The organism is Phenylobacterium sp. (assembly GCF_031360265.1).
In the GTDB taxonomy this organism is placed as follows: domain Bacteria; phylum Pseudomonadota; class Alphaproteobacteria; order Caulobacterales; family Caulobacteraceae; genus Phenylobacterium.
The window spans coordinates 1-25,919 of sequence record NZ_JANMBF010000185.1 but is presented as its reverse complement, the minus strand read 5'-3'; the positions used below and the strand labels follow the sequence as shown (position 1 = coordinate 25,919).

Genomic DNA, 25,919 nt, shown 5'->3' with positions numbered 1-25,919 from the left:
ATTTCCGGCGGGTGGAGGTCAGCCAACTCGGCGAGGACCTCTGGGAACGCTACGCGCCGGTCACGAAGAAGGGGGCCTGAATGTTCACCGGCATCGTCACCGACGTGGGACGGGTGCGCAGCGTGCGCGACACCAACCGCGACCGTCGGTTCGAGATCGAGACGAGCTTCGACCTGGCCACCCTCGACATCGGCGCGTCGATCAGCCACGCCGGCTGTTGCCTGACCGTGGTGGAGAAGGGCCAGGACTGGTTCGCCGTCGAGGTCTCGGGCGAAACCCTGTCGCTGACCACGCTGTCCGACTGGAAACAGGGGCGCCGGATCAATCTCGAACGGGCGGCCAGGGTCGGCGATGAGCTGGGCGGCCACATCGTCTCCGGCCATGTGGACGGAATTGGCGTCGTCGAATCCGTGGCGAGCGAGGGAGGCTCGCACAGGGTCCGGATCCGGGTCCCACAGCCGCTGCATCGCTTGATCGCAGCCAAGGGCTCGATCACCGTCGAAGGGGTCTCGCTGACGGTAAATGAGATCGAGGACGACGTCTTCGGCGTCAACCTGATCCCGCACACCTGGGACGTGACCACACTCGGCGAGCTGAAGTCCGGCTCCCGGGTGAACCTGGAAATCGACATGCTGGCGCGCTATCTCGCCCGCTGGCGCGAAACGGCCTAAGGCTTTCCCCGATCACGCCGAGGGAACCCGATGAGCCAAGACCAGATCCGCATCCTGATCGTGGAAGCCCGGTTCTATTCGGATCTGGCCGACGAGCTTCTGAAGGGCGCGGTCGATGCTCTGGAGGCCTATGGCGCGACCCATGAGCTGGTGACGGTTCCCGGCGCCCTGGAGATCCCGGGGGCCATCGCGCTGGCTGAGGAGGGCGGTCACCGCCCGGCGGGCGCGGCGCCTTACGACGGCTATGTGGCCCTGGGGACCGTCATCCGCGGCGAGACCTATCACTTCGAGATCGTCGCCAACGAGTCGGCGCGGGGTCTGATGGAACTGACCATCGGCAAGCGGCTGTGCATCGGCAATGGCATCCTCACCGTCGAGGACGAGGCCCAGGCCTGGGCGCGGGCGAAACTCAGCGAGGGCGACAAGGGCGGCGGCGCGGCGCGGGCGGCCCTGACATGGTCGCCCTGCGCCAGCAATTGCTCGGCGGCAAACGATGACGGCAGCCGCCAGGACCGGGAGTCCCAGACAGGCGCGCTCGGTGGCGCGATTGGCCGCTGTTCAGGCGCTGTACCAGATGGAAGTCTCGAGCGTCGGCGCGGAGGCCGTTATCCGCGAGTTTTCCGAACACCGCTTCGACCGCGACGCCGAGGATGGCGAGTCGCCGCTGGCGACGGCCGACGAAGGCTTCTTCGCCGATCTGGTGCGCGGGGTGGTGGAGCACCAGAAGGCCGTTGACGCGGCCGTCGCGCGGAAACTGGCCTCCGGCTGGCGGCTGGACCGCCTGGATGCGACCGCGCGGGCCATCCTGCGCGCCGGCGCCTATGAACTGATCCATCGCCGCGACGTCCCTACCGAGGTGGTGATCGACGAATATGTTGAGCTGGCGAAGTCCTTTTTCGAAGGCCCGGAACCGGGGTTCGTGAATGGGGCGCTCGACGCGGTCGCCCAAGATGCCCGACGCTAGGCAACCGGCTGCTGACGAATTCTCCGAGATCGAACGGCTGTTCCGTCCGCTGACCGGCGGGGTCGCTGGCGCCTTCGACCTGCTGGATGACGCCGCCGTCGTGCCACAGCGGCCAGGCTTCGACCTGGTGGTCACCAAGGACGCCATTGTCGGGGGTGTGCATTTCCCCGAAGGCGAGCGTCCCGACCTGATCGCCCGCAAACTGGTGCGGGTGAACCTATCGGACCTGGCGGCCAAGGCGGCCGAGCCGTTCGGCTGTTTCCTGGCGGTGGCCTGGCCGAAAGCCTTCGGCCCGACTGAGCGCGAGACCTTCGCCGCCGGGCTGGCCCAGGACCTCAGGACATTCGGCGTCGCGCTGCTGGGCGGCGATACGGTGTCGACCCCTGGCCCCTTGACCGCCAGCCTGACGGCGCTGGGCTGGGTTGCTGAGGGCGCGATGGTGCGACGCGCGGGCGCGGAACCCGGCAACCTCGTCGCCGTCAGCGGGACGATCGGCGATGGGGGGCTCGGCCTTGCGGCCGTGCGTGGCGAGATTCAGGACGCCGGTGGCTGGCTGGCCGACCGCTACCGCCTGCCGACCCCAAGGCTCGATCTGCGTGATATCTTGCAGCGTCACGCCACCGCCGCGGCGGATGTTTCCGACGGCCTGGTGGCCGATGCGGGGCATGTCGCCAGGGCCAGTGGCGTGCGCCTCTCCCTCAACCTGGACCGCCTGCCGCTTTCGTTGGCGGGCTCGAGCTGGCTCGCCGGGCAGGCCGATCGCGTGTTGGGCCTCATCCGGCTGGCGACGGGCGGGGACGACTACGAAGTGGTGGCGACGTTTGCCCAGACGCCGCCGCGGGGCTTCACCGTGATCGGCGAAATCTCGGCGGGTGAGGGCGTCGAGGTGCGGGCCGCTGGACGCGTGCTGACCCTTTCAGATCGCGGCTGGAGTCACGTCTAGAGTCCTTCCCACTCAGGTTGGCTCAACCTGAGTGGAGGAGAAGGGCTCCAGATGTAGGCGACGACCCTGTTTTATCCCGGCTGACTTGAGTCAAGTCAGCCGGGACAGGGTCTAGCCGGAACCAGGCCGAGGTCGGCGTGTTGCCAGATGGTGCAATGGAGCCTCCCGGATAGCCGATGACCCACCCCGTGAGACTCCTCGCCCTCGCCACAGCCTCGCCGCCGCATGACTTACCGCAGGATCAGGTGTCGGAACTCGCCAACGCGCTTCTGGCCCCGCGCTTTCCCGGCTTCGAACATATGGCCCCTGTGTTCACAACAGCGGGTGTGCGGACACGCCAGATGATCAGGCCCATCGAATGGTACCTGCAGCCGCGCGGCTGGCCGGATCGAATGGCTGTCTATGTCGAAGGCGCGGTGGACCTGTTCGTCGCGGCAGCTGAAGGCGCGCTGGCTGAAGCCGGTCTGAGGGGGTGCGACGTGGACGCGATCGTCACCGTCTCGTCGACCGGAATCGCCACCCCAAGCCTCGAAGCGCTGGCGATGGGACGGCTGGGCTTTCGCTGCGACGCCGTCCGCGTCCCGGTTTTTGGGCTGGGCTGCGCCGGCGGGGCGACGGGACTGGCGCTGGCCGCGCGGCTGGCCAGGGCTGAGCCTGGGGCGGTCGTGCTGTTGGTCTGCGTCGAGCTCTGCTCCCTGGCGTTCCGCATGGATGAGCCGAGCAAAGCCGACATCGTCGCCACGGCCCTTTTCGGCGACGGCGCCGCGGCCTGTATCCTGCGCGCCGGCGAAACGGGCTTCGCCCAGGTCGCGGGTGTCGGCGAGCACACCTGGCCAGATACGCTCGACATCATGGGCTGGCGGATTGATCCCGAGGGGCTCGGCGTCATCTTCGCCCGCTCCATTCCTCCCTTCGCCCGAAAGAAACTGCGCCCCGCCATGGATCGGATGTTGGCGGCCCAGGGGCTGGGTGTGCCGGATATCGACCGGTTCGTCTGTCACCCGGGCGGCATGAAGGTGATCGAGGCGTTGGAAGGTGCGCTGGATCTGGGGCAGGGCGCGCTGGATCATGAAAGGTCCGTCCTGGCCGATCATGGCAACATGTCCGCGCCGACCGTGCTGTTCGTGCTCGATCGCGCCCGGCGGGAGGGCATGGCGCCGCGTTCCGTCCTTACCGCGCTGGGTCCGGGTTTCACCGCAAGCACTGTCACCCTTCTCGCTGCGTGATGCTCCAGGTTGCAATTCTCGCCCTGGTGACAGCGCAACGCGTGGCTGAACTCGTTCTGGCGCGAAGGAACACGCGGCGGCTGTTGGCCCGGGGCGCCCGCGAGTATGGCGCGAATCACTATCCCCTGATCGTTGGTCTGCACACGGCTTGGCTTATGGGCCTCTGGGCGATCGCCTGGCCGCGTCCGGTCAGCGCGGCCTGGCTCACGGCCTATCTGGTTCTGCAGGGATTGCGCATCTGGGTTTTGGGTTCTCTGGGCGCGCGCTGGACGACGCGGATCATCGTCCTTCCGGACGAACCCCTGGTGCGCAAGGGACCCTATCGGTTCCTGGCCCACCCCAACTACGCCGTGGTCGCCGGCGAGATCGCCGTGCTGCCCATGGTGTTTGGGCTGCCCGTCTACGCGGCGGTCTTCACGCTGCTGAATGCGTTGGTGCTGTCGCTCAGAATCGGCGCTGAGAACGCCGCCCTTGCCCGTCCACCCACGGTCTGAGGGCTTGCCTTCTGCTTTGTGCTAGGGCTTTTGCCGCGTCCGCTGCGTTTCGTGCATGCAGACGCAAGGAACCGTGATGCCCTTCCCCCCGACCCACCCCGCGCTGGCAAAAGCCCTTGAGCAACAGGGCTATGCCGAGCCGACACCCGTACAGGCCGCGGTCCTGGCGGCCCCGGACGCCCAGGACCTGCTGGTCTCCGCCCAGACTGGCTCGGGAAAGACCGTGGCGTTCGGCCTGGCCGCCGCGCGCGGCCTGCTGGGCGAGGCTGAGCGGTTCGGCCGCGCGGTGGCGCCGCTGGCCCTGGTGATCGCGCCGACCCGCGAGCTCGCCCTGCAGGTCAGCCGCGAGCTGGAATGGCTCTACGCCCACGCGGGCGCCAAGGTGGTGACCTGCGTCGGCGGCATGGATCCGTTGCGCGAACGCCGCTCGCTGCAGGCCGGCTGCCACGTTGTGGTCGGAACGCCCGGTCGCCTGCGCGACCACATCGAGCGCGCGGCGCTGGACCTTTCGGGTCTGAAGGTGGTCATCCTGGATGAGGCCGACGAGATGCTCGATCTCGGCTTCCGCGAGGACCTGGAGGAAATTCTCGATTCCACGCCGACCGAACGGCGGACGCTGCTGTTCTCGGCCACCATCGCCAAGGACATCGCGATGCTGGCCCGCCGCTATCAGCGCGACAGCCTGCGGATCGACACGCTTCGCCGCGATGAGGCGCACGGCGACATCGAATACCGCGCCATCCGGGTGGCGCCGAACGAGATCGAGCACGCGGTGGTCAATCTCCTGCGCTACTTCGAAAGTCCCGGGGCCCTGGTGTTCTGCAACACCCGCGAGCGGGTGCGGCACCTGCACAGCGCCCTGCGCGAGCGCGGCTTCTCGGCCGTCGCGCTCTCCGGCGAAATGACCCAGAAGGAGCGCTCCGACGCCCTGCAGGCCCTGCGTGACGGCCACGCGCGGGCCTGCGTCGCCACCGACGTGGCGGCCCGGGGCCTGGACCTGCCGGACCTGGGCCTGGTGATCCACGCCGAGCTGCCCGTCAACAAGGCGGGCCTGCTGCACCGCAGTGGCCGCACAGGCCGAGCCGGCAAGAAAGGCACCTCCGTCCTGGTGGTGCCCTACAACAAGCGCCGCTTCACCGAGCGGCTGTTCGAATCCGCCAGCATCGACGCCGGCTGGTCGGGTCCGCCGCTGGCCGACGAGATCCGCGCCAAGGACCAGCAGCGGCTGTTGGACGATCCGATCCTGACGGAAGCCGCGTCGGAGGAAGACCTGGTCCTGGCTCGCCGCATCCTGGCGGACAGCTCCCCCGAAGCGGTCGCCGCGGCCCTGATCCGCATGCACCGCCAGCGCCTGCCGGAGCCGGAGGACCTGTTCGACGATGCACGCGACACCGGCCAGTTGATCCCGTCGGCCAAGCCGCGCGGTGGAACCGCCTATGACCCCATGCGCGAACCCGGCGCCGCGCCGTCCCACAACGCCGGCGGGGTTGGCGCGGAGTGGTTCCGCATGCCGATCGGCCGGCAGAACAACGCGGACCCTAAATGGCTCATCCCGCTGATCTGTCGCCTGGGGCATGTGACCAAGAAGGACATCGGCCAGATCCGCATCTTTGATCGCGAAACCAAGTTCGAGATCGTCGCGGAGACCGAAGCCCGCTTCCGACAGGCCATCAAGGGTGCGGCCGAGGGCGATATCCGGATCGACCCTGCCGCCGCCCCGCCGGCCGCGGACCGGCCCCGTGGAGCGCGTCCCGACGCTGGACCCCGTCGCGATGGAGCGAAGTCCCAGGGCCCCAGGCCGTCAGGCCCGCGAGCGCCCGGCGCGAATCCGAAGGGCGGCAAGCCCTTCCGGCGGCCGATCTAGGCGAGAGTCAGGTCGCGCCGGCGGGTTTCGCCGCCGCGGTGGCTGTCTGGCTGATGTCGAAGCGGACCTGCGAGCGGCCGAAGTCGAGCGCCACGCTATCAAACTGGGTCAACACATCCATGCCCAGCACCACGGCCGGCGCGGACTGGAGGTCCCAGAGGTCGAAGATGTGCATGTTGGCATAGACCACCGGCACATTGCCCAGATGCAGACCGCCCAGCCGCATGAACGGCAGATAGATCATCTCCCCCTCGAACGACTCGCCAGCCAGGGTCTCCAGGGTTACCGGGTGCGTCGTCGGCGCGCCGCCGTGCTGGCGTTCGCCCGCGTTCACCAGATTGCGCAGGGCGGCGTTGCAAATCGTCGCCTGCGATCCGGAGTCGATCATCGCGTTGATTCGCTGGCCGCCGAGATCGGCATCGACGATCGTCAACTGGCCAAGCCGTCGACGGGCGGGAACGATCACGGCGCCCTCGCCGGCGGCGTCGGGTCGTGAGCGGGTGATGGCCAGGCTCCTGGCCCTGAAGCCCAGTTCGAGCCTCTGGCCCTTCAGCCAATCGACACCCAGCACGCCGTCGACACCCTTGCCGAACGGCATGGCCGGGGCGTGGACGCCCCTGCGGCTAAGGTCGCCGACCCGCAGGTGTTCAATAAGGACGTTGGGACGTTCGCGCACGCCGACCGCGGTGTGGACCTGGCCAGGCGGCAGCGCCGTGAGCGACAGACGTTGGGCGAGGTCGCGTGAGATGCAGGAGGCGTTGGCCCCGGTGTCGATGAGAAACTGGAACGGCCCCTGACCATTGACGCTGACCGGGGCCAGCATGTGTTCATACCGGTCGCGGCCGGTGTCGATCTGCGTCGCCGGTTCCTCGGCGATGGCCGGCTGCTCGACCCTCGGCTCCTGGCCATTCAGGTCCGCACCCCTCGGCTCGCGGGGGGCCGACTGCGCCCAGGCTCGCGCCAGCGGGGCGCCGATGCCGGCGGCGAACAACAGCCCTGCGGCGGCTTGTCGTCGAGTCGGGAGTCTCATTGTCTGAGGTCCACGCTTTCCTGATGGCCGACCCTATCACCTTGCGCCGGCGCGGTCACGGTCGCGCAACCTTGTGGAAACCAGAGGCCGGCTAGGCTGCGCGGAATGTTCAGAAACCTTGCGAGTCTCGCGGCGCCCTTGTTGCTGGCCACTGCCGCCCACGCCGCGGAAACATCCGCCCTGTCGCAGGTGGGCCAGTATCTCGACCTGCAGCCGGTGGGCCTGCCGATCATCGTCCAGGACCGCCTAGTCAACTACGTCTTCGTCTACGTGCGCCTCAACCTGACGCGCAGCGCCGATCTGCAGCGGCTGCGCGACAAGGAGCCGGCCTTCCGAGACGCCCTGGTGCGCGATGGCCACAAGACACCGTTCGTCCTGGCTGGCGACTGGCAGAAGGTCGATGAGGTGAAGCTGAACGCGGCGCTGCTGCGCGATGCCGCCGCCATTGCCGGGCCGGGTATGATCAGCTCCGTCGTGGTCACTTCGCAGAGTCCGCAACGGCGCGTGATGCCGCCCAGACCGGTGGCCGCGGACCATCCCTGAGCACCCTCCGCGGGGCAGGTTGCGCCCGCGAGCCAAGTTTGGCACTTTCCCGGCCCTTGTTCGGGGCGCTATGAGGGCGCGCCCGTCTCGGGGCAAACATGGGGCTGGGAACCCGATGCGGTCGCACGGCGGCCGTCGTTCCCCCTCCGCGCGATCGTAAAGGGGTGCGCTCGAAATGAATTCCATACTGATGCTGGTGGTCGGGGCGGGGCTTTTGGCCGTGCTGTACGGCGCCGTGCAGACCGCAACGCTGCTTCGGGCCTCGCCCGGCAACGCGCGGATGCAAGAGATCGCCGCCGCCATCCAGGAGGGCGCGCAGGCCTATCTGAAGCGGCAATACACCGCCATCGCCATTGTTGGCGTTGTCGTATTGGTCGCGCTCTACGTCCTGATCGGCGCCTACGCCGCCGCCGGCTTCCTGATCGGCGCCGTGCTTTCGGGCGCGGCCGGTTTCGCCGGCATGCTGATTTCGGTTCGCGCCAACGTCAGGACCGCCCAGGCCGCCTCGGAGAGCCTGGCCAAGGGCTTGAAGCTCGCCTTCACTTCCGGCGCCATCACCGGCCTGCTGGTGGCGGGCTTCGCCCTGATCGGCGTCGCCGGCTACTACGCCTTCCTGACCGGTCCTCAAGGCCTGGCCCCGGCTGACCGCCACGTCATCAACGGCCTGGTCTCGCTGGGCTTCGGCGCCTCGCTGATCTCGATCTTCGCCCGCCTGGGCGGCGGCATCTTCACTAAGGGCGCCGACGTCGGCGGGGATCTCGTCGGCAAGCTCGAAGCCGGCATCCCCGAAGACGACCCGCGCAACGCCGCGACCATCGCCGACAACGTCGGCGACAACGTCGGCGACTGCGCCGGCATGGCCGCTGACCTGTTCGAGACCTATGCGGTGACCACGGTCGCCACCATGGTGCTGGCGGCGATCTTTTTCGGCGGCTCGGCGCTGCTGGGCAACGTCATGCTGCTGCCGCTTGCCATTTGCGGCGTCTGCATCATCACCTCGATCGTCGGCACCTTCGCCGTGCGCCTTGGCAAGAGCGGCTCAATCATGGGCGCCCTTTATCAAGGCCTGATCGTCACCGGCGTCCTGTCGGCCATCGCGCTCTGGTTCCTGATCCCGTCGCTGGTGACTGGCGATCTGACGGTCAACGCCGGCACGCCGCTGGAAAAGACCTTCAACGCCACGTCTCTGTTCGCCTGCTCCATGGTGGGCTTGGTGATCACGGCTCTGATCGTGATGATCACAGAGTACTACACCGGCACCAACTTCCGCCCGGTGAGGTCGGTGGCCCAGGCCTCGGTCTCCGGCCACGGCACCAACGTGATCCAGGGCCTGGCCATGAGCCTTGAATCCACCGCGGCCCCGGCCCTGGTGATCATCGTCGGGATCATCGTCACCTATAACCTGGCGGGCCTGTTCGGCATCGCCATCGCCACCACCGCGATGCTGTCGCTGGCCGGCTTCGTGGTCGCGCTGGACGCCTTCGGTCCGGTCACCGACAACGCCGGCGGCATCGCTGAAATGGCCGGTCTTCCTAAGGAAGTCCGGGTCACCACCGACGCCCTCGACGCGGTCGGCAACACCACCAAGGCGGTGACCAAGGGTTACGCCATCGGTTCGGCCGGCCTGGGCGCGCTGGTGCTGTTCGCCGCCTATACCGAAGACCTGAAGTTCTTCGCGGCCAACGCCACGCCGGGCTCGTTCTTCGACGGCCTGGGCCCGGTGGCCTTCGATCTTTCCAACCCCTACGTCGTCGTGGGCCTGCTGTTTGGCGGTCTGCTGCCGTTCCTGTTCGGGGGCATGTCAATGACCGCTGTCGGCCGCGCCGCCCAGTCGGTGGTGGTCGAGGTCCGGCGGCAGTTCCGCGAGAACCCCGGCATCATGACCGGCGAGGTGAAGCCGGAATACGGCCGCGCCGTGGACATCCTGACCAAGGCGGCGATCCGGGAAATGATCATCCCCTCGCTGCTTCCGGTGGTCTCGCCGATCGCGCTGTTCTTTGTCATCAACGCCATCGCCGGCAAGGTCGACGCCTTTGCCTGCGTCGGCGCGATGCTGATGGGGGTGATCGTCACGGGCCTGTTCGTGGCCATCTCGATGACCTCGGGCGGCGGCGCGTGGGACAACGCCAAGAAGGTGATCGAGGAAGGATTCACCGACGCAGCCGGCGTGCTGCACGGCAAGGGCTCTGACGCTCACAAGGCCGCCGTGACCGGCGACACGGTCGGCGATCCCTACAAGGACACGTCGGGCCCTGCGGTGAACCCGATGAACAAGATCACCAACATCGTCGCCCTGCTGCTGCTCGCGGTGCTGGCGGCGCAATAGTCGGCGGAGCCGCCGAATCAGGAACGCCCCGGAGAGCGATCTCCGGGGCGTTTTTGAGTCGGGTTTGGCTGGATCCCCGCCTGCGGGGGAGAAGTCGCTTCGTGCTCAGTTCCGCTGGTCGCCCGGGCGGTTTCCGGGGACGCTTTCGTCCTCGCGCGGCAGCATGGACCCGCGGCCGACGTTGCCAAGAAGCTGTTCCATGACGGTCAACTCGCGCCCGCGGGTGGGCGTCTCGCGGCCGTTGAAGGCGATCACCTTGCCGTCTTTGAGCGTGTAGACGTTGACGCTCTCCACCAGCTCGCTGTCCTTGTTGAAGGTGATCGCGGTGACGTTGCGCGAGATCACCTCCGGGCGCCTGAAGGCCACCCGGGCCTTGAGCTGGTTCATGTAGAACCAGACATTGGGGTCAAAGGTCGAGGTGGCCGAGGGTGAGCCAAGCCGGGCGCGGACCGTGGACTTGGTGTCGGCGCCCACCTTGACGTCCTTGGGATCGGATTCGATCGCCTGGAATCCGGAATAGCTGGTGATCGGCGCGCAGGACGACAGCGCGCTCGCGGTCGAGGCCAGCAAGGCGGTTGCGAAGATTGCGACGGCGGTTCGTGAGGACATAGGCGGCTTGAAACCTGCTTTGCACGAGGTGGGCTTTGACCTATCGCTCGCCGCCCCTTAGTTCAATGCGGCTTTATGGGCCGGATCGGGCGAAATCGAGGCGTCATGTTGCTGGACCGTCTGTTGCGACCGCGGCCCGCTCTGGCGGTTGGCCGGGCGCTCTATGCCCGCGTCGTGGACCAGTCTCGCGGGCGCGCTCTCTATGCTGAGCTGGGCGTGCCCGACACGGTGGAGGGCCGGTTCGAGGCCTACAGCCTGCATCTGGTCCTGCTGCTCGACCGGCTGCGTGGCCACGGCGAGCTGGCCACGGAGGTCTCCCAGAGCCTGTTCGACACCTTTGTGACAAGCCTGGACCACGCCCTTCGCGAGATGGGCGTGGGCGACCTGGCGGTGGGCCGCAAGATGCGCAAGCTGGGCGAAGCCCTCTATGGGCGCGGAAAATCCTATGACGCGGCCTTCGTCAACCTGCCGGATGCCGGACCGTTGCAGGCGCTGCTTACCCGCACGATCTACGCCGAGACGGACGGCGCGGCCGCTCCCGGGTTGGTCGCTTACGTCCTGGCCACCCGCGACGCCCTGGCGGCTCAGCCGCTTGAGCGCCTGCTGGCCGGCGAGGTTGACTGGACGCCGACATGACGACGCCCTGGACCGCGCCGGTGCGGCTGCATGAAATCCCCAGAACCGTGCGCCTGGAGCCCGACGCCGCGGCGCGGGCACAGATCGCCCGCGACCTGGGCCTGGAGTCGCTGCCGGAGCTCACCGCCCAGCTGACGCTGACGCCCTGGATGGACGGGGTGGAGATCGACGGACGATTCGACGCCGTGGTGGAACAGATCTGCGCGGTGTCACTGGAACCGTTCACCCACCCGCTGCGCGGCGAAATCTCCGTCCGCGCGGTGCCGGCCGGCAGCCCGCAGTCGCCCGACGCCGAGGGGGGCGAGGTCGACTACGATCCTGAGGCGCCGGATCCGCCCGATGTGCTGGCCGGCGACACCCTGGATCTGGCGAACTATCTGGTGGAGCACCTGGCGCTGGAGATCGATCCCTTCGCCCGCAAACCCGGCGCCGCCTTCAATTACACCCCCGACGCCGAGCCCGAATCGCCCTTCGCGGTGCTAAAGGCGCTGCGCGAGCCGAAACCCTGAACGCCGCGGCTGTTCCCATCGCCGGGCCCGGGCGCTATCGTCGCCCGCGAATCCGGCGGGACCCGTCGTAGGACAAAGCGCCGCCTTGACCCAACCCCTGGTAATCTCGATCGACGCCATGGGCGGCGACCACGGCCCGCCCGTGGTGATCCCGGCGGTGGTGCGTGCGATCGCCGCGCTTCCGGGCTCGGTGAGGTTCCTGCTGCACGGCGACGAAGCCACCATCGCCGCGGCCCTGGCGCGACACACGGCCGCCGCCGGACGGGTCGAGATCCGCCATTCCGAGCGCGTGATCGCGATGGACGAGAAGCCAGCACAGGCGCTGCGCAGGGGGAAGGGCACCTCCATGTGGAACGCCGTCGAGGCGATCCGCGAGGGGCAGGCCCATGCCGCGGTCTCGGCCGGCAACACCGGCGCCCTGGTGGCGATCTCAAAGCTGATCCTGCGAATGGCCGCCGACCTGGAGCGTCCGGCGCTGGTCACCGGAATGCCGACGCCGCGCGGCGTAACCACCTTCCTTGACGCGGGCGCCAACATCGACTGCGACGCCGAGCGGCTGGTGGAGTTCGCCATCATGGGCGAGGCCTTCCACCGCGCCGCCCATGGCGTGCCCCGGCCGACGGTCGGCCTGCTAAACGTCGGGTCCGAGGAGATGAAGGGTCACCAGGAGGTCCGCGAGGCCCACCGGGTGCTGCGCGAAGGCAAGATCGACCTGGACTATCGCGGCTTCGTCGAAGGCGACGACATCACCCTGGGCGCCGTCGATGTGGTGGTGACCGACGGGTTCACCGGCAATGTGGCGCTGAAGGCCATGGAGGGCGCGGCGCGGTTCATCACCGCCGAGCTGCGCACCGCCCTGGCGTCGGACCTGGGGGCCAGCCTTGGCGCCATGTTGGCTAGGCCCGCGTTGCGCCGGTTCCGCGACCGCCTCAGCCCGACACCCGCCGCGCCATTGCTGGGCCTCAACGGCATCGTGCTCAAGTGCCACGGCGGGGCCAGCGACCGCGACTTCGCCCAGGCCATTCAGTTGGCGGTGGACCTCGCCGGTAGCGACTTCGCCGCGGAGATCGAGCGCAACATGCGCCGGCTGCCCGCTGCGCTGGCTGAGGCCGCGCCGTCCGACGAGATCGCGCCCACCGATCAGCCCGGGCCCTCCGCGTGACGCAGGTCCTGCGCAGCGTGGTGACCGGCGTCGGGGGATACTTGCCCGAGCGCGTGGTGACCAACGACGACCTGGCCAAGGTCGTCGACACCTCCGATGCCTGGATCGTCGAGCGCACCGGCATCCGCCAGCGTCATCAGGTCGCCGACGATCAACCGGTTTCGGACCTGGCCGTGGCCGCCGCGCGCCGGGCTCTGGAGGCCGCCGGCCGGACCCCTGGCGATGTCGATCTGATCATCGTCGCCACCACGACCGCCGACCTGATCTTCCCGGCGGTCGCCACCATCGTCCAGCGCAAGCTGGGCTGCCCGGTGGGCATCGCCTTCGATGTCCAGGCGGTCTGTTCCGGCTTCGTCTACGCGCTGTCGGTGGCCGATGGATTCACCGCGCGGGGCCGCTCGAAGTGCGCCCTGGTGATCGGGGCGGAGACCATGACTCGCCTGATGGACTGGAGCGACCGGGGGACCTGCGTGCTGTTCGGGGACGGGGCCGGCGCGGTCGTCGTCGAGCCGATGGCCGGCGAGGGGACCACGGCCGATCGCGGCCTGCTTGGCTTTGCCCTGCGCGCCGACGGGACCAAGCAGGACCTACTGTATGTGGATGGCGGACCGTCCACCAACGGCCAGGTGGGCAAGCTCAGGATGCAGGGCAACCAGGTGTTCCGCCACGCCGTGGTGAACATCTCCGAGGCGGTGACCGCCGCGGCCGCCGATGCCGGCGTCGAAGTCGCCAGCGTCGATTGGTTCGTGCCGCATCAGGCCAATCTGCGCATCCTGCAGGGGGTGGCCCGGCGGCTGGGCATCGACGAGGACAAGGTGATCACCACCCTCGATCGCCACGCCAACACCTCGGCGGCGTCGATTCCTCTGGCCTTGGACCAGGGCGTCCGCGACGGGCGGATCAAGCCTGGCCAACTGCTGCTGCTCGAGGCGATGGGCGGCGGCCTGACCTGGGGCGCATGCGTTCTGCGGCTTTAGGGGCCGGCTCGAACGCGATCCACAATCTGGCGCTTGAAGTCTTTGAGCGGATAGGACAATCAGGAGACGGTGACGGGTTCGTGAAGGGGAATGGGCCAGCATGAAGGGCGCGACGGTGACGCGAGCCGACCTGTGTGAGGCGGTCCACGAGGACGTCGGCCTGACGCGCCAGGACTGCTCCGAGTTGGTCGAACGGATTCTCGAGCTGATGGCCGTCGCCCTCGAAGAGGGCAATCAGGTCAAGCTGTCGGGCTTTGGCGTCTTCCAGGTCCGCGCCAAACGCGCGCGCATGGGCCGCAACCCCAAGACCGGTGAGCCCGCGGCTATCGAACCGCGCCGGGTGATCGGTTTTCGCGCGTCCCAGGTCATGAAGGCGCGGGTCGACCGCGCCCTGCTGCGGTGACGGTGGCCTAGGCATGGCCAAGGGCCCCGAAGCCTTTCGGACCATCTCCGAAGCGGCTGGCGAGCTCGGCGTGCCGCAACACGTCCTGCGGTTCTGGGAAACCAAGTTCGCCTTCATCCGGCCGATGAAGCGGGCGGGCGGCCGGCGGTTCTACCGGCCCTCCGACATCGCCATCCTGCGCGGCGTCCGCCGCCTGCTGCACGACGAGGGCTACACCCTCAAGGGTGTCCAACGCCTGCACCGTGAGGAGGGCCTGCGCCGGCTGTTGAGCGCGGGCGAGGGCAGGGCGGCCTCGCCGGCCTCGCCGCGTGGCGCCGGCCTCCATGAGGCCCTCCGCGATCTCGAAACCGCCAAACAGCGGTTGGACGCCCTGCTGAACATCTAATTCTTCCTGGCCGACCAGCGTGACGGCCATGACGATCATGGATTGGGGGAAATGATCGCCGAGATGGTCGGAGCGACAGGATTTGAACCTGCGACCCCTTGACCCCCAGTCAAGTGCGCTACCAGGCTGCGCTACGCTCCGACGCCTCGCGGCGAGCGCGCCTTATAGGCGGGCGATGATCCTCGCCGCAACCCTCTAACGCCCCCGGTTCATCCAGCTGATCATCGGCAGGATGGGGATCCCCCAGCTGACGCCGGCCAGGGCGTAGAAGATGAACTGCCAGGGGCCGTGGTCGGGGACGTACTGGGCGGCGCGGATCATCAGCCCCATGTAGGCCAGGATGAAGACCAGGATACCGACCAGGCCGATCAGCTTGCGGACGCGGAGGCTCATCTTCCGTCCTTACCCCCGCCCGGGCCCGATCGGAAGCGTGGACGGAACGGGCGTTCCGGCGTAGGTCCCCGCCCAGGCGCACCCGCCCAAGTTCAGCCCAGATAGCGCGTCAAGCCGACCCATGACCTCGTTCCTGCGATCCGACCGCTCCCGCGCCGTGGCGATCTGGCTGGTCGTCGTGGCGGCCTTGGTGCTGGCCATGGTCGTGGTGGGCGGCTCCACCCGCCTGACCGGGTCGGGGCTGTCGATCACCCAATGGAAACCGATTGCCGGCGCCCTGCCGCCGCTCAGCGCCGCCGACTGGCAGGCCGAGTTCGCGCGTTACCGGGCGATCCCGCAGTTCCGCTTCGTCAACCCGACCATGACGTTGGAGCAGTTCCGCTTCATCTACGCCTGGGAATGGGCGCATCGGCTGCTGGCGCGGCTGCTGGGCGTGGCCTTTCTGGCCCCCTTCGCCTGGTTCGCCCTTCGCCGGCAGATCCCGCGGCGTCTGTGGAGCCAGATGGCCGCGATCATCCTGCTCTGCGCGCTGGAGCCGGTGGTCGGCTGGTGGATGGTGTCGAGCGGCCTGTCTGTGCGGGTCTCGGTCGCCCCGGAGCGGCTCATGCTCCACCTGGGCCTGGCTTTCGCGCTCCTGGGCGCGCTGGTCTGGACGGCGCTGGACGCGTGGGCGGGGTCGGCCCGCCAGACCCTGCCCAGTCCCTGGGGCGGCCGGGCGCTGGGGCTGCTGGGCCTGATCTACCTGCAGATCCTGCTGGGCGCCCTGGTGGCCGGCAATCAGGCCGGGCTGGTCTACAACGACTGGCCGTTGTTCGCCGGCGATCTGCTGCCGCGGGACTACGCCGGGCCGGGCCTGTGGGCGACGCTGGCGCACAGCCAGGGGGCGGTGCAGTTGCACCACCGGCTGGTCGCCTATCTGTTGACGCTGGCCGCGCTGGCGGCCGGGCTCGGGGCCTGGCGCTCGCGCTATCTGCCGGCGCCGTCCAAGGTCCTGGCCGCGGCCGTCGCCGCCCTGGTTCTGGTGCAGGTCGGGCTCGGCGTCGTGACCCTGATGACCCGCGTGCCGCTGAGCCTGGGGGTGGCCCACCAGCTCACGGCGGCCCTGCTGCTCTGTCTGGGCGCCGCGTTCGCCTGGCGGGTGCGGAGGGTCTGATCGCGAATGATGGCTGGAAACGAGGTTTCCTAGTCATTGCACCACTCAACGGCCTAGCTCATGACTGGAGCCTAACTTGAGTTGAGGATCCCGATGCCATCGCGCCTTGAAACCTGTGCCGTGGTCCTGGCCTTGGCCGGAAGCCTGGGGACATCGACTGTCGCGCAAGCCCAGCCGGCCGCCGCTCCGCCCGTGACCTACACCGCCGACGGCAAGCTGGTATTCCCCAAGGATTACCGGACCTGGGTCTATCTCTCGAGCGGCATGGACATGGCCTATGTCGAGAACCCCGGAATGGCCGACATGCACATGTTCGACAATGTGTTCGTCGATCGCGCCGCCTACGATGCCTATCAACGCACCGGGACCTGGCCAGACAAGACCATCTTCGTGCTTGAGGTTCGCAAGGGCGAGGGGCGGGGCTCGATCAACAAGAAGGGCAATTTCCAGACCGCCCGGCTCGGCATCGAGACCCACGTCAAGGACACCGCCCGCTTCAAGAGCGGCTGGGCCTTCTTCCCGTTCAACGGAGAGGGGCCGAGCACGGCGCTGCCGCAGACCTCGCAATGCAACGTCTGCCACGAACAGCACGCCGCCGTGGACACCACCTTCGTCCAGTTCTACCCGACGCTGCTGCCGCGCGCCCGGGAGATGAAGACGCTGAGCGCCGGCTATCTGGCCGAGGAAAAGGCCGCCGCACAGGTCAAATAGGTACGGTATTGAGATACCATATCCCTAACCTTCGGATTTTGTACGACTTTCGTGACATAGGTGCGCGCGAACCGGCTTGACATCGGCGCCTCAAGACCGCATATCCGCCCGCTCACGCCGGGGCCTCCTCGCTTCGGCAATATCCGGATGAATTTCCCATGATGAAGACCACGGCTTCGCTGAAGCCCGCCGAGGTCGAGAAGAAGTGGATCGTGATCGACGCCGAGAACGCCGTGGTCGGCCGTCTCGCGACCTTCATCGCCAAGCGTCTTCGCGGCAAGCATCGCGCCGACTACACGCCCAACGTCGACTGCGGCGACGTCGTCGTCGTGGTCAACGCCGACAAGGTGAAGTTCACCGGCAAGAAGCTCACCGACAAGATCTACTACTGGCACACCGGCCACCCGGGCGGCGTCAAGCAGCGCACCGCCGGCGCCATCCTGAACGGCCGCTTCCCCGAGCGCGTGCTGGAAAAGGCCGTCGAGCGCATGCTGCCCAAGGAAAGCCCGCTGGCCCGCAAGCAGCTGACCCACCTGCGCATCTATAACGCCCCTGAGCATCCGCATTCCGCCCAGAACCCCGAGACCATCGCGTTCGCCGAAATGAACGCCAAGAACGTGCGGAGCGCCTGAGCATGTCGGAAGCTGTCACCCCCGTCCAAGCCACTGGATTTGACGCCCTCAAGGGCCTGGGCACCCAGGCCGAGGACGTCGTCGTTCACGAGCGCAAGGTCGACGCCCAGGGTCGGTCCTACGCCACCGGCAAGCGCAAGAACGCCATCGCCCGCGTCTGGATCAAGCCCGGCAAGGGCAAGATCACCATCAACGGCCGCGACCAGGAGATCTATTTCGCCCGTCCCGTGCTGCGGATGATGATCGCCCAGCCGATGGACCTGGCCGACCGCGCCGGACAGTTCGACGTGATCGTCTCCGTGCAGGGCTCGGGCCTCTCCGGCCAGGCCGGCGCGATCCGTCACGGCATCTCCAAGGCCCTGACCTATTACGAGCCGGGCCTGCGCGCGGTCCTGAAGCCGCATGGCCTCCTGACCCGCGACAGCCGCGTGGTCGAGCGCAAGAAGTACGGCAAGGCCAAGGCCCGACGCAGCTTCCAGTTCTCGAAGCGCTAAAAGCGAAGCCGCGAAAACGCGCGTTTCGGACAGGGCGTTTCGGGAAACCGGAGCGCCCTTTCTCTTTGTCTGGACCCTCACGTCATGGCGCACACAGTCTTCATCGATGGCGAAGCCGGAACCACCGGCCTGCAGATCCGCCAGCGGCTGGCCGACCGCGCCGACCTCGAGATCGTCTCCATCGATCCCGCGCGGCGCAAGGACGCTGACGCCCGCGCCGAGCTGCTGAACGGCGTCGACGCCGTCGTGCTGTGCCTGCCGGATGACGCGGCGCGTGAGGCCGTGGCGCTGGTCACGTCCAACCGCGTGCGCATCGTCGACGCCTCGACGGCCCACCGCACGTCGCCCGACTGGACCTATGGTTTCGCCGAGATGGCGGCGGGTCAGCGGGCGGCCATCGCCGGCGCGACGCGGGTGAGCAACCCCGGCTGCTATCCCACCGGCTTCATCGGCCTGTTGCGGCCCCTGGTGGCGGCGGGCCTGGTCCCGGCGGACTTCCCGCTGACCGTCAACGCGATCTCTGGCTATTCGGGCGGCGGCAAGGGGCTGATCGCCGAGTTCGAGGCGCCGGCGCCGCAGGGCACGAACGACGCCTTTCGCGTCTACGGCCTGTCGCTGGCCCACAAGCACCTGCCGGAGATGCAGACCCACGCGGGCCTGGTCCATCCGCCGGTGTTCGCGCCGTCGGTGGGGCGCTATGCCCAGGGGATGATCGTCGAGGTTCCGCTGGCGTTGTGGGCCTTGCCCGGCCAGCCCAGCCCCGAAGACCTGCGCGCGGCCCTGGAAGCAGCCTATGCCGGGGAGCGCTTCGTCGAGGTGGCGAGCCAAGCCGAGTGCGCCGAACTCGCGCGCGTGCGCGCCGGGGCGGGGGGCTATGTCGCCGCCCTCGATCCCGAGGCCTTGAACGGTACGAACCGCATGCGGCTGTTCGTCTTCCCCAGCGCCGATGCAAGCCAGGTCCGCCTCGTGGCCCTGCTGGACAATCTCGGCAAGGGGGCGTCGGGCGCGGCGGTGCAGAACCTCAACCTGATGCTGGGCCTGGAAGAGGGCGCGGGTCTTTGATCCTGCGCCGCGCGGCGGTGGCGGACGCGGCGGCGATGGGGACGCTGCACATCGCGGCCATGCGGACGCTGACCTTTCTGCCCCAGTTGCACACCGTCGAGGAGGCGACCGGCTGGATGGCCGGCGAGGTGCTGCCCAATGCCCAGGCCTGGCTTGCCGAGATCGAGGGAGAGGTCGCCGGCTACATCGTCTTCACGGATGACTGGATCAACCAACTCTATGTCCGCCCGGACCGCCACGGGCAGGGTGTGGGCAGCGCGCTGCTGGCGCATGTCCTGGCCGATGGACAGCCGCGACGCCTCTGGACCTTTCAGCAAAGCCGCGCCCGTAAGTTCTATGAGGACCGCGGTTTCGCGGCCGTCCAGTTCACGGACGGCGAGGGCAATGAGGAAAAGACGCCGGACGTCTGCTATGAATGGCGGCCTGACCGGACCTGTCCGGGCTTGTAACTTTCGCCGTCGCGCGCACGTATTCGAGGCATGAGCACCATGAGCCTTTCCCGCCGCAACTTCCTGATGGCCACGGCCTTGGCCACCGCCGTCCCCGGCCTGGCCCTGGCCGCGGCCGACCCCTATGCCGCGTCCGCCTTCCGCAAACTCGCCGACGGCGACTGGAAGAAACGCCTGCCGGGCGCCGCCTATGAGGTGCTGCGCCGCGAGGACACCGAGCGGCCGGGATCGAGCCCGTTGCTGGGCGAGCACCGCAAGGGGACCTTCGCCTGCCTGGGCTGTGGCCTGGCGCTGTTCAAGTCCGACTGGAAGTACGAGAGCGGCACGGGCTGGCCCAGCTTCTACACCGCCATCCCCGGCGCGCTGGCCAAGAAGATCGACCTCAAGATCGGCATTCCGCGCAACGAATATCACTGCGCCCAATGCCTGGGACACCAGGGGCACGTCTTCGATGACGGCCCCCGGCCGACGGGTCTGCGCTATTGCAACAACGGCGTGGCGCTGAAGTTCATCCCCGCCTGAAGTCAGGCGCCCGCTCTACAGGCGCTTGCTGGGCTTGGCGGGCGGCGCGGGGGGCGCAGCCGGGGCGCCTTCGTCCCGCTGATGGATGCTGCCGGAGCCCGAGACGTTGCTGTCCAGGCTGGTGGGGCGGCTGAGCAGGGTCACCTCTCCGGATCCGGAGATGTCGAGCCGGGCCTTGCCGGTGGGGGCCAGCGTCGCCCCGCCAGAGCCGCTGATCTCGACTTGCGCGTCGGTCACCTTCAGGCCCGACAGGTCGGCGTCGGCCGAGCCGGAGACCACCAGATCCACCGCGCGCGCCTCGCCCTTGGCGCTGACGTCGGCCGAGCCGGAAAGGTCGAGGCTGAGCTTGTCCTGCCTGTAGTCGACGATGGCCAGGTCGCCGGAGCCGCGCAGGTCGAAGCGGCGGACGGCCGGAGCGGTCATCACGATGCTGACCTGCGACCAGCCATGATGGCGGCCGGAAAACGCCAGGGTCCCGTTGGTCAGCCGCAGCGCCTCGACCGCGCGCTTCGGCCCGGTGACGATCAGCTTTCCGGGGCCGGGGGCCTGGGTGTAGGTGATGTCGGCCGGCACATCGACCTCGAGAGTCTCGCCGCCGGTCCAGGCCATTTCGCGGGTCGCCTGCGGGCCGATTTCGCCGTCCCAGCGCAGGCCATGGCGGCCCCAGCGACTTCCGTCCACCGACCAGTTGCCGCTCGCCCAGGGGCCCCAGCGGCCCCAGGCGCCGTCGCTCAGCGCCTCGGGCCCACCGATGGCGACGGCGGTGGACAGGGTGACGATCGAGACCAGGAAGCCGGTCACGGCGATCATTGCCAGCACGCGGATCATCACACGCCTCCCAGGCTTTGCGGTTCAAGGGCCGGCTTCAGCAGCCGGTAGTGCAGGCGCCCGTACCAGACCAGCGCATTGACCAGGCCGATCGAGACGATGGCCAGGACCGCGCCCACCGAGGTCGCCCCGGTCATCAGGCCCAGGCCCGCCAGCAGCGCCACGGCCGGGCCGCCGGGTATGCCGGTGAACGGACCGGCGGCGAACACCACGCCGCCGGCGAAGAACACCGCGATCACCGCCACGCCGATGCCGAAGATCGCCCCGCCGACGCCCATCAGGATCGGCAGCAGCACCAGGATGTCGAGGGCGCCCAGGCCCAGCACCGCGAAGACCGCCGAGGCGCCGGCCGAGGCGCTTCGCTCCTCTTCCCAGCGCTTCAGGCCCGCCTCGGCGCGCAGCTCACGGGCCAGCCGACCAGGATCGCCCAGCGCCGCGGCCACATCGGCCTCGCTGCGGCCGGCGGCCTGGCCCTCCGTGAAGTGGGTCTCATAGTCGGCGACGATGTCGGCCTGGGCGGACGGGGGCAGGCCGCGAAGACCCTCCCGCAGCCGGGCCATGAACGCCTGACGGGTCATTTCGCCCCTCCAAGAATGGATTGCACCGCGCCGGAGAACGACTTCCAGGCGGATTTCTGTGACGTGAAGCTCGCCTTGCCGACCTCGGTCAGGCGGTAGTATTTGCGCGACGGGCCGGAGGAGGATTCCACCAGATAGGTTTCCACCAGCCGGTCGGTCTGCAGGCGGCGCATCAGCGGATAGATGGTGCCTTCGCCCATGCCGATGCTGTCGGACAGGCGGCTGGCGATCTCATAGGCATAGCTGTCATGCTGCGAGAGCAGGGCGAGCACGCAGAGTTCGAGCGCCCCCTTCTTCAGCTGGATTTCGATGGCTTCCGGCACGTCGGCGCCTCCTTGCGAGCCCAAGACCTATCGCAAGGTAGTGGGCGGTGCAAGGTAGCGTGCATTAAACGTTAGTAAGGTTTCGGGTGACGGACGGGTCAGCCGGATCCGCGCCAGACGGCCATGGGGGACGGGGAGGGCGGAGTCTCCGGGGATCGGACAGGCAAGTCGCGCGACGTGCCCGCGGATCGCGGTCGCCGGGACGTCTTGCCGCTGGCCGCCGCGTTGTCGGGTGTCTGGGCGCAGGGTGTCTGGGGCTGGCCGACAGCCCACCAGGCGGCGACCTCAGCCAGGGCGGCGCGCTGCTGGCCATCCGGGTCGAGCAGGTCGGCCCTGGCCTCCAGCAGGTGAGAGAGGTCCTTCAGGCGGATACCAAGCGATTGGTCGGAGACTTCGAGGTCGGCCTCGTCCTCCTGGTCGATTTCGCAAGGGACGGACGCTCGCCCGGGGCGCGGGCCGTCAGCCGCGCGCGGCGGCCTGGCCTGCGTCTCACGCTCGACGACCTCGCGCGCCTCGCGCCGCAGATCGCGGGCCATCCGGGCTTCCAGCGCCACGGTCAGCCGATACCCCCGGGCCAGCCGGTCAAACACCAGGCCGGCCCTGTCCTTTTCCTCAGGCTCGTCGGCGCGGACCGCGCGCATATAGGCCTGTTCGACGAGTTTGCCGCTGAGCTCCGCCAGCCGCTGCAGGCCGAAGGCATGGCGGTCGGCCATGCTGGGAGGGTCGAGGATCTCGGTCACCGGCAAATAAGAACATAACCAGAACGAGTTGTCAAGGCTGATGTGCCACAGACCGTACATATCCCCTTCCGACCGAAATCTAGGTATTGACGGTCATATGGACTGGTTCAGTCGGTTGCCCTGGTGGCACAAATACGCAGCCACGGGCGGGCTCGGTCTGATGAGCGCGTTCGCGGGCGTGTTCTCTGAACGGCTACAGGAGGCCGGCTTTATTGCCGGTTTGGCGCTGTTCGCTTTCGCAGGTATCGGAGCCGGAAGGCATCTGTGGCGTGAACGGAAGCCCAAGATGTCCATTGTCGGCACCAGCGGAGACGAGTCCGAATACGTCTCTCTCGATGAGGCTGCGACATGGCTCTATAAGCACGCGCCGGCCGGTCTCCGCGCCATCCTCCAGGATCACAGGCCGTTCTCCAGCATCACCGCCAACGCTGCTGCCCATATCGGAACGGCTGCTGACGATGGCATCGGCGGCTTCTATGCTCGCCGGGAACGAGGCTTTCCGCTGGAGCCGCTCAAGTACATAGATAGTCGCCAAGCTTGGCCATCCAGCGACGGTCGCCAACACTGGCGAGGATTCATATCCGACCCATCGGTCAAACGGGCAGACCTTCCCCTCTTCCTCAAGTACTACGCCGCCGCCGTGCCCTCGCCGGCCATTGAGGCGCGGCGCGATAAGGCTCTTGGCGAGGCAGTCGCCTACTGGTGCACCCGCGAGTGGGGGCTAAATCGGGTTGAAGTGGTTTTGGCGGGCCGCGGCAATATTCACGCGGCGCTGAGCGCCATCAAGCAGGGTCATTTGGACGGCGACATTCGCCTTTGGGCTAAGCCGCTGTACGGTGACGTGTGGGCGGAGTTCACGGCGAACAAGTGGGCCACCTACGACTTCAAAGACACGCCGCTAGGCGTGGGCGAGCCGGACATAGTTGCGATAGATACCAAATATACCGCATACAAGGAACCAATGGTGAGCCAAGCTGAGATAGAATGCCTGAGGGAGCACAGTCGCGGGTGAAATGACTATGCGCCACTTTCTGGTCTACCGACACCAAGGCGAACCCGACCGGATTATGTCGGCTCAGTCGAGTGTTGAGTTGGGCGGCGGTCGCCGCCGGAGCCATCTGGCTTGCGGCCATGGCGGTTATGCCGATCACTGCGGCCTCGCCTGATCTTTCAGACGGCTGCGAATCTCCCGACTTGTCGGGCCGCCAGCACTCATCTTTGCTAAAGGCCGGGCCGCTCAGTATATTTTAGCGGAGAGTAATTTCAAACCGACGTAGTGCCAGAGGGTCGAGTGACTGGACAAAAGTTCACACATATGGGGTTACGGTAACACTGTATGAAATAGATTCCGCAGTGATTGGGAGAGCGGAACAGATGAGCTATTTCATACAGCGTCACCGTAACCCAAACAGTTCGCCGCAAGGCCAAGCTTCAAAAGGAGGCAAGTCACATCAAGCGGGTTGCAGTTCTGTTGGTCCTCTTCCTGCCGGTCACCGCGGCAGCGGAGAACCTGTCCAGCGGCGCCCTGATCGCGCCCTACAGAGCTTGTGTGATGAGGGCTGCCGCGTTCCTCTCGGCATCTAGGGAGGACGCTCCGGTTGTAGCGCAGGCAGCGCGCCGTTCGTGCGATGACGCGCGCCAACCCTTTGCCAAGGCAGTGGAAGCCGAGCACCCCAACCAGCCTGTTATAGTCAATGAATATGAAACGCTTATCGATACCGCAATGGAGCAGAGAGCCACTGTATACGTTATGTATCTGAGAGCGTGCCCGCCGACTAACATTGCCTGCCGCGCCTTCTTCGAAGCGCGAATGCATTTCACACTCGATGGTAATTGATGACTCGGAGTTACGGTAACACTGTATGAAATAGCCCGCCCTCCGGCTCCAGCGGCGCCTTGACCTTGGGCCCACGCCTGCCCGGCGCCGAGGTGCGGCCGGTGCGGGCTTCCAGGTGCTCGACCCAGTCCGCCGCGCCGATGGGCCGGCCTGTGGTGCGCGATCCGAGCAGGGCTCGCACCGCCACCTCGTCCTCGGCGCCGGCCAGCAGCCCGGCGAAGTCGGGGATTCGCCCCAGCAACGGCGCGACCGTCACCACTGCATCGTTGGTCCCGGCCAGGTGCGCCGCCGCGCTCGACCACGGCCAGTCCGCCGCCCGCCGGGTCATGCCCGCCGCCACCGGGTTCATCGCCACATAGCGGGCGGCGGCGATCAGGTGGCGCTCATCCATCGCCGTGGAGCTGAACCGGCCCTGCCACAGATGGCCGGTCAGTTTCAGCCGGGCATGGATGCGGGCGCTGTAGCGCCGGTGCGCCTCGGCGAAGGTGGCGCGCAGGCCATCGGCATGGCTGGGGGTCATGATGAAATGCACATGGTTGGGCATCAGGCAGTAGGCCCAGACCTCTGTGCCCGACGCCCGGGCCGCGTTGGCGATCAGGTCCAAATAGGCGCGGTAATCATCGTCGCCAAAGAACACCGCCTCGCGGTGATTGCCGCGCTGGGTCGCGTGGTGGGGCAGGCCTGGGACGACGACGCGGGCAAGGCGGGCCAAGGGCGGATCCTCCATCCGGATTTCCGGACAGCGTATCCGCTATTTCATACAGCGTCACCGTAACGGCCCTCCCCGCAAGGGGGAGGGGCTTTGCGCGAGGGTTCCGAAAGGGAACAGGGCCGCCGTTCCGGTGAGATGTGTGAATGCTGTAGTCCCACAAGGGGTAGTGGCGATGACGGCCGCCCTCAGCTCTTCACCTTCACATAGGTCCCGGGCGCGTCGCCGAGCACCTTGAGCTTGCCCTTGGCGGGGTCGCGGGCGGGGACCTGGGCGCCGGAGCGGGCCTTCAGCCAGAGGATCCAGTGCGGCCACCAGGAGCCGGGCGTTTCCTTGGCGCCGGCCTGCCAGCCCTCCAGGCTGTCGGGCAGGGCGTCGTTGGTCCAGTGCTGGTACTTGTTGGCCGCCGGCGCGTTGATCACGCCGGCGATATGGCCGGAGCCGGCGAGCGTGAAGGTCACCGGCCCGCCGAACAGCCTGGCGCCCTTGTAGACCGAGCGTGCCGGGGCGATGTGGTCCTCCTTCGAGGACTGGACATAGATCGGCGTCTTCACCGTCGACAGGTCGAGCCGGACGTTGTCGAGCACCAGTTCGCCCTTGGCCAGCGCGTTCTCGCCGTAGAACCTGCGCAGATAGTACATGTGCAGGGTCTTGGGCATCCGCGTCTGGTCGGAGTTCCAGAACAGCAGATCGAAGGGCTTCGGCTCCTTTCCCATCAGGTAATTGGAGACGAAGAACGACCAGAT

General features: G+C 67.8%; 30 protein-coding genes, 1 tRNA gene and 2 pseudogenes. 23 read left to right on the top strand and 10 right to left on the bottom strand.

Annotated features, from left to right (window positions below):
- Positions 1-80: 80 nt before the first annotated feature.
- The 7 genes and pseudogenes from RMN86_RS17420 to RMN86_RS17390 all read left to right on the top strand — a co-directional run bounded on the left by RMN86_RS17420 (position 81) and on the right by RMN86_RS17390 (position 6,162).
- On the top strand, positions 81-671 hold the full coding sequence (locus RMN86_RS17420; RefSeq protein WP_309607127.1) for a riboflavin synthase: 591 nt from the start codon (positions 81-83) through the stop codon (positions 669-671).
- Positions 672-701: 30 nt separating this feature from the next.
- Positions 702-1,168: pseudogene (gene ribH / locus RMN86_RS17415) on the top strand (6,7-dimethyl-8-ribityllumazine synthase).
- Positions 1,165-1,635, top strand: a complete 471-nt coding sequence (gene nusB / locus RMN86_RS17410; RefSeq protein WP_309607126.1) for a transcription antitermination factor NusB — start codon at positions 1,165-1,167, stop codon at positions 1,633-1,635. The pseudogene ribH and the gene nusB overlap by 4 nt, the downstream one beginning before the upstream one ends.
- Positions 1,595-2,578: a thiamine-phosphate kinase gene (gene thiL, locus RMN86_RS17405; RefSeq protein ID WP_405041362.1), complete on the top strand. Its 984-nt coding sequence runs from the start codon at positions 1,595-1,597 to the stop codon at positions 2,576-2,578. Before nusB ends, thiL begins: the two co-directional genes overlap by 41 nt.
- A 341-nt stretch (positions 2,579-2,919) precedes the next feature.
- Entirely contained in the window at positions 2,920-3,804 is an 885-nt protein-coding gene (locus RMN86_RS17400; RefSeq protein WP_309607124.1) for a 3-oxoacyl-[acyl-carrier-protein] synthase III C-terminal domain-containing protein, read from the top strand.
- Positions 3,805-3,845: 41 nt separating this feature from the next.
- Positions 3,846-4,298 carry an isoprenylcysteine carboxylmethyltransferase family protein gene (locus RMN86_RS17395; protein ID WP_309607123.1) on the top strand — a complete coding sequence of 151 codons (453 nt, stop codon included), beginning with the start codon at positions 3,846-3,848 and terminating at the stop codon, positions 4,296-4,298.
- 76 nt (positions 4,299-4,374) lie between these two features.
- Positions 4,375-6,162 carry a DEAD/DEAH box helicase gene (locus RMN86_RS17390; RefSeq protein ID WP_309607122.1) on the top strand — a complete coding sequence of 596 codons (1,788 nt, stop codon included), beginning with the start codon at positions 4,375-4,377 and terminating at the stop codon, positions 6,160-6,162.
- Positions 6,163-6,169: 7 nt separating this feature from the next.
- On the opposite strand, the gene RMN86_RS17385 is transcribed toward RMN86_RS17390, so the two are convergent.
- Positions 6,170-7,192, bottom strand: coding sequence for a retroviral-like aspartic protease family protein (locus RMN86_RS17385; protein WP_309607121.1), 1,023 nt, complete (start codon positions 7,190-7,192; stop codon positions 6,170-6,172).
- Positions 7,193-7,333: 141 nt separating this feature from the next.
- Between RMN86_RS17385 and RMN86_RS17380 the strand changes: the two genes are divergently transcribed.
- On the top strand, positions 7,334-7,735 hold the full coding sequence (locus RMN86_RS17380; RefSeq protein WP_309607120.1) for a hypothetical protein: 402 nt from the start codon (positions 7,334-7,336) through the stop codon (positions 7,733-7,735).
- 175 nt (positions 7,736-7,910) lie between these two features.
- Positions 7,911-10,061, top strand: a complete 2,151-nt coding sequence (locus RMN86_RS17375) for a sodium-translocating pyrophosphatase (RefSeq protein WP_309607119.1) — start codon at positions 7,911-7,913, stop codon at positions 10,059-10,061.
- A gap of 105 nt (positions 10,062-10,166) precedes the next feature.
- On the opposite strand, the gene RMN86_RS17370 is transcribed toward RMN86_RS17375, so the two are convergent.
- Positions 10,167-10,670, bottom strand: coding sequence for an outer membrane protein assembly factor BamE (locus tag RMN86_RS17370; protein ID WP_309607118.1), 504 nt, complete (start codon positions 10,668-10,670; stop codon positions 10,167-10,169).
- 105 nt (positions 10,671-10,775) lie between these two features.
- Between RMN86_RS17370 and RMN86_RS17365 the strand changes: the two genes are divergently transcribed.
- From RMN86_RS17365 to RMN86_RS17340, 6 genes are all read left to right on the top strand, one after another.
- Positions 10,776-11,306 (top strand): ubiquinol-cytochrome C chaperone family protein, encoded by a 531-nt coding sequence (locus tag RMN86_RS17365; protein WP_309607117.1) that lies wholly within the window; start codon positions 10,776-10,778, stop codon positions 11,304-11,306.
- Positions 11,303-11,815, top strand: coding sequence for a DUF177 domain-containing protein (locus RMN86_RS17360; RefSeq protein WP_309607116.1), 513 nt, complete (start codon positions 11,303-11,305; stop codon positions 11,813-11,815). Before RMN86_RS17365 ends, RMN86_RS17360 begins: the two co-directional genes overlap by 4 nt.
- An 85-nt stretch (positions 11,816-11,900) precedes the next feature.
- Positions 11,901-12,977 (top strand): phosphate acyltransferase PlsX, encoded by a 1,077-nt coding sequence (plsX, locus tag RMN86_RS17355; protein WP_309607115.1) that lies wholly within the window; start codon positions 11,901-11,903, stop codon positions 12,975-12,977.
- Entirely contained in the window at positions 12,974-13,954 is a 981-nt protein-coding gene (locus tag RMN86_RS17350; protein ID WP_309607114.1) for a beta-ketoacyl-ACP synthase III, read from the top strand. The genes plsX and RMN86_RS17350 overlap by 4 nt, the downstream gene beginning before the upstream one ends.
- Positions 13,955-14,054: 100 nt before the next feature.
- Entirely contained in the window at positions 14,055-14,357 is a 303-nt protein-coding gene (locus tag RMN86_RS17345) for an integration host factor subunit alpha (protein WP_309607113.1), read from the top strand.
- Positions 14,358-14,370: 13 nt separating this feature from the next.
- The gene (locus tag RMN86_RS17340; protein ID WP_309607112.1) at positions 14,371-14,742 is read left to right on the top strand and encodes a MerR family transcriptional regulator; all 372 of its coding nucleotides are present in this window, start codon (positions 14,371-14,373) and stop codon (positions 14,740-14,742) included.
- A 64-nt stretch (positions 14,743-14,806) separates the two neighbouring features.
- Here RMN86_RS17340 and RMN86_RS17335 read toward each other — a convergent pair.
- A tRNA-Pro gene (locus tag RMN86_RS17335) sits at positions 14,807-14,883 on the bottom strand.
- A gap of 54 nt (positions 14,884-14,937) precedes the next feature.
- On the bottom strand, positions 14,938-15,135 hold the full coding sequence (locus tag RMN86_RS17330) for a DUF2842 domain-containing protein (protein WP_309607111.1): 198 nt from the start codon (positions 15,133-15,135) through the stop codon (positions 14,938-14,940).
- Positions 15,136-15,256: 121 nt separating this feature from the next.
- On the opposite strand from RMN86_RS17330, the gene RMN86_RS17325 reads away from it, so the two are divergent.
- The 7 genes from RMN86_RS17325 (at position 15,257) to msrB (ending at position 20,158) form a co-directional block, all read left to right on the top strand.
- The gene (locus RMN86_RS17325) at positions 15,257-16,288 is read left to right on the top strand and encodes a COX15/CtaA family protein (RefSeq protein ID WP_309607110.1); all 1,032 of its coding nucleotides are present in this window, start codon (positions 15,257-15,259) and stop codon (positions 16,286-16,288) included.
- Between the two features lie 93 nt (positions 16,289-16,381).
- Positions 16,382-16,999, top strand: coding sequence for a cytochrome P460 family protein (locus tag RMN86_RS17320; protein ID WP_309607109.1), 618 nt, complete (start codon positions 16,382-16,384; stop codon positions 16,997-16,999).
- 158 nt (positions 17,000-17,157) lie between these two features.
- Positions 17,158-17,631, top strand: a complete 474-nt coding sequence (gene rplM / locus RMN86_RS17315; protein WP_309607108.1) for a 50S ribosomal protein L13 — start codon at positions 17,158-17,160, stop codon at positions 17,629-17,631.
- Positions 17,632-17,633: 2 nt separating this feature from the next.
- Positions 17,634-18,125 carry a 30S ribosomal protein S9 gene (gene rpsI / locus RMN86_RS17310; RefSeq protein ID WP_309607107.1) on the top strand — a complete coding sequence of 164 codons (492 nt, stop codon included), beginning with the start codon at positions 17,634-17,636 and terminating at the stop codon, positions 18,123-18,125.
- A gap of 84 nt (positions 18,126-18,209) precedes the next feature.
- Entirely contained in the window at positions 18,210-19,187 is a 978-nt protein-coding gene (argC, locus tag RMN86_RS17305) for an N-acetyl-gamma-glutamyl-phosphate reductase (protein ID WP_309607106.1), read from the top strand.
- Positions 19,184-19,636: a GNAT family N-acetyltransferase gene (locus RMN86_RS17300; RefSeq protein WP_309607105.1), complete on the top strand. Its 453-nt coding sequence runs from the start codon at positions 19,184-19,186 to the stop codon at positions 19,634-19,636. Before argC ends, RMN86_RS17300 begins: the two co-directional genes overlap by 4 nt.
- A 39-nt stretch (positions 19,637-19,675) precedes the next feature.
- The gene (msrB, locus tag RMN86_RS17295; protein WP_309607104.1) at positions 19,676-20,158 is read left to right on the top strand and encodes a peptide-methionine (R)-S-oxide reductase MsrB; all 483 of its coding nucleotides are present in this window, start codon (positions 19,676-19,678) and stop codon (positions 20,156-20,158) included.
- A gap of 15 nt (positions 20,159-20,173) precedes the next feature.
- Here the strand turns inward: msrB and RMN86_RS17290 are convergent, their stop codons facing one another.
- The 4 genes from RMN86_RS17290 to RMN86_RS17275 all read right to left on the bottom strand — a co-directional run bounded on the left by RMN86_RS17290 (position 20,174) and on the right by RMN86_RS17275 (position 22,627).
- On the bottom strand, positions 20,174-20,986 hold the full coding sequence (locus RMN86_RS17290; RefSeq protein ID WP_309607103.1) for a GIN domain-containing protein: 813 nt from the start codon (positions 20,984-20,986) through the stop codon (positions 20,174-20,176).
- Positions 20,986-21,564, bottom strand: coding sequence for an HAAS signaling domain-containing protein (locus RMN86_RS17285; protein WP_309607102.1), 579 nt, complete (start codon positions 21,562-21,564; stop codon positions 20,986-20,988). Before RMN86_RS17285 ends, RMN86_RS17290 begins: the two co-directional genes overlap by 1 nt.
- Positions 21,561-21,887, bottom strand: a complete 327-nt coding sequence (locus RMN86_RS17280) for a PadR family transcriptional regulator (RefSeq protein WP_309607101.1) — start codon at positions 21,885-21,887, stop codon at positions 21,561-21,563. The genes RMN86_RS17285 and RMN86_RS17280 overlap by 4 nt, the downstream gene beginning before the upstream one ends.
- Before the next feature lie 98 nt (positions 21,888-21,985).
- A complete protein-coding gene (locus RMN86_RS17275; protein ID WP_309607100.1) occupies positions 21,986-22,627 on the bottom strand; it encodes a hypothetical protein in 642 nt (213 codons plus the stop codon).
- Positions 22,628-22,787: 160 nt separating this feature from the next.
- Here RMN86_RS17275 and RMN86_RS17270 point away from each other — a divergent pair, with 160 nt between their 5' ends.
- Positions 22,788-23,639, top strand: coding sequence for a hypothetical protein (locus RMN86_RS17270; RefSeq protein WP_309607099.1), 852 nt, complete (start codon positions 22,788-22,790; stop codon positions 23,637-23,639).
- 835 nt (positions 23,640-24,474) lie between these two features.
- On the opposite strand, the gene RMN86_RS17265 is transcribed toward RMN86_RS17270, so the two are convergent.
- The gene (locus tag RMN86_RS17265; RefSeq protein WP_309607098.1) at positions 24,475-25,176 is read right to left on the bottom strand and encodes a transposase; all 702 of its coding nucleotides are present in this window, start codon (positions 25,174-25,176) and stop codon (positions 24,475-24,477) included.
- A 185-nt stretch (positions 25,177-25,361) separates the two neighbouring features.
- Positions 25,362-25,919: pseudogene (locus RMN86_RS17260) on the bottom strand (class I poly(R)-hydroxyalkanoic acid synthase); the annotation flags it as partial.

Bases quoted from the DNA above. Each gene is read 5' to 3' on its own strand.
- RMN86_RS17390 (WP_309607122.1), top strand. From the start codon at position 4,375: ATGCCCTTCCCCCCGACCCACCCCGCGCTGGCAAAAGCCCTTGAGCAA.
- RMN86_RS17330 (WP_309607111.1), bottom strand. From the start codon at position 15,135: ATGAGCCTCCGCGTCCGCAAGCTGATCGGCCTGGTCGGTATCCTGGTC.
- RMN86_RS17340 (WP_309607112.1), top strand. From the start codon at position 14,371: ATGGCCAAGGGCCCCGAAGCCTTTCGGACCATCTCCGAAGCGGCTGGC.
- RMN86_RS17420 (WP_309607127.1), top strand. From the start codon at position 81: ATGTTCACCGGCATCGTCACCGACGTGGGACGGGTGCGCAGCGTGCGC.
- argC (WP_309607106.1), top strand. From the start codon at position 18,210: ATGGCGCACACAGTCTTCATCGATGGCGAAGCCGGAACCACCGGCCTG.
- RMN86_RS17290 (WP_309607103.1), bottom strand. From the start codon at position 20,986: ATGATCCGCGTGCTGGCAATGATCGCCGTGACCGGCTTCCTGGTCTCG.
- RMN86_RS17360 (WP_309607116.1), top strand. From the start codon at position 11,303: ATGACGACGCCCTGGACCGCGCCGGTGCGGCTGCATGAAATCCCCAGA.
- RMN86_RS17285 (WP_309607102.1), bottom strand. From the start codon at position 21,564: ATGACCCGTCAGGCGTTCATGGCCCGGCTGCGGGAGGGTCTTCGCGGC.
- RMN86_RS17370 (WP_309607118.1), bottom strand. From the start codon at position 10,670: ATGTCCTCACGAACCGCCGTCGCAATCTTCGCAACCGCCTTGCTGGCC.
- RMN86_RS17325 (WP_309607110.1), top strand. From the start codon at position 15,257: ATGACCTCGTTCCTGCGATCCGACCGCTCCCGCGCCGTGGCGATCTGG.
- rplM (WP_309607108.1), top strand. From the start codon at position 17,158: ATGATGAAGACCACGGCTTCGCTGAAGCCCGCCGAGGTCGAGAAGAAG.
- RMN86_RS17385 (WP_309607121.1), bottom strand. From the start codon at position 7,192: ATGAGACTCCCGACTCGACGACAAGCCGCCGCAGGGCTGTTGTTCGCC.
- RMN86_RS17400 (WP_309607124.1), top strand. From the start codon at position 2,920: ATGATCAGGCCCATCGAATGGTACCTGCAGCCGCGCGGCTGGCCGGAT.
- rpsI (WP_309607107.1), top strand. From the start codon at position 17,634: ATGTCGGAAGCTGTCACCCCCGTCCAAGCCACTGGATTTGACGCCCTC.
- thiL (WP_405041362.1), top strand. From the start codon at position 1,595: ATGGGGCGCTCGACGCGGTCGCCCAAGATGCCCGACGCTAGGCAACCG.
- RMN86_RS17270 (WP_309607099.1), top strand. From the start codon at position 22,788: ATGAGCGCGTTCGCGGGCGTGTTCTCTGAACGGCTACAGGAGGCCGGC.
- RMN86_RS17365 (WP_309607117.1), top strand. From the start codon at position 10,776: ATGTTGCTGGACCGTCTGTTGCGACCGCGGCCCGCTCTGGCGGTTGGC.
- msrB (WP_309607104.1), top strand. From the start codon at position 19,676: ATGAGCCTTTCCCGCCGCAACTTCCTGATGGCCACGGCCTTGGCCACC.
- RMN86_RS17320 (WP_309607109.1), top strand. From the start codon at position 16,382: ATGCCATCGCGCCTTGAAACCTGTGCCGTGGTCCTGGCCTTGGCCGGA.
- RMN86_RS17345 (WP_309607113.1), top strand. From the start codon at position 14,055: ATGAAGGGCGCGACGGTGACGCGAGCCGACCTGTGTGAGGCGGTCCAC.
- RMN86_RS17375 (WP_309607119.1), top strand. From the start codon at position 7,911: ATGAATTCCATACTGATGCTGGTGGTCGGGGCGGGGCTTTTGGCCGTG.
- nusB (WP_309607126.1), top strand. From the start codon at position 1,165: ATGACGGCAGCCGCCAGGACCGGGAGTCCCAGACAGGCGCGCTCGGTG.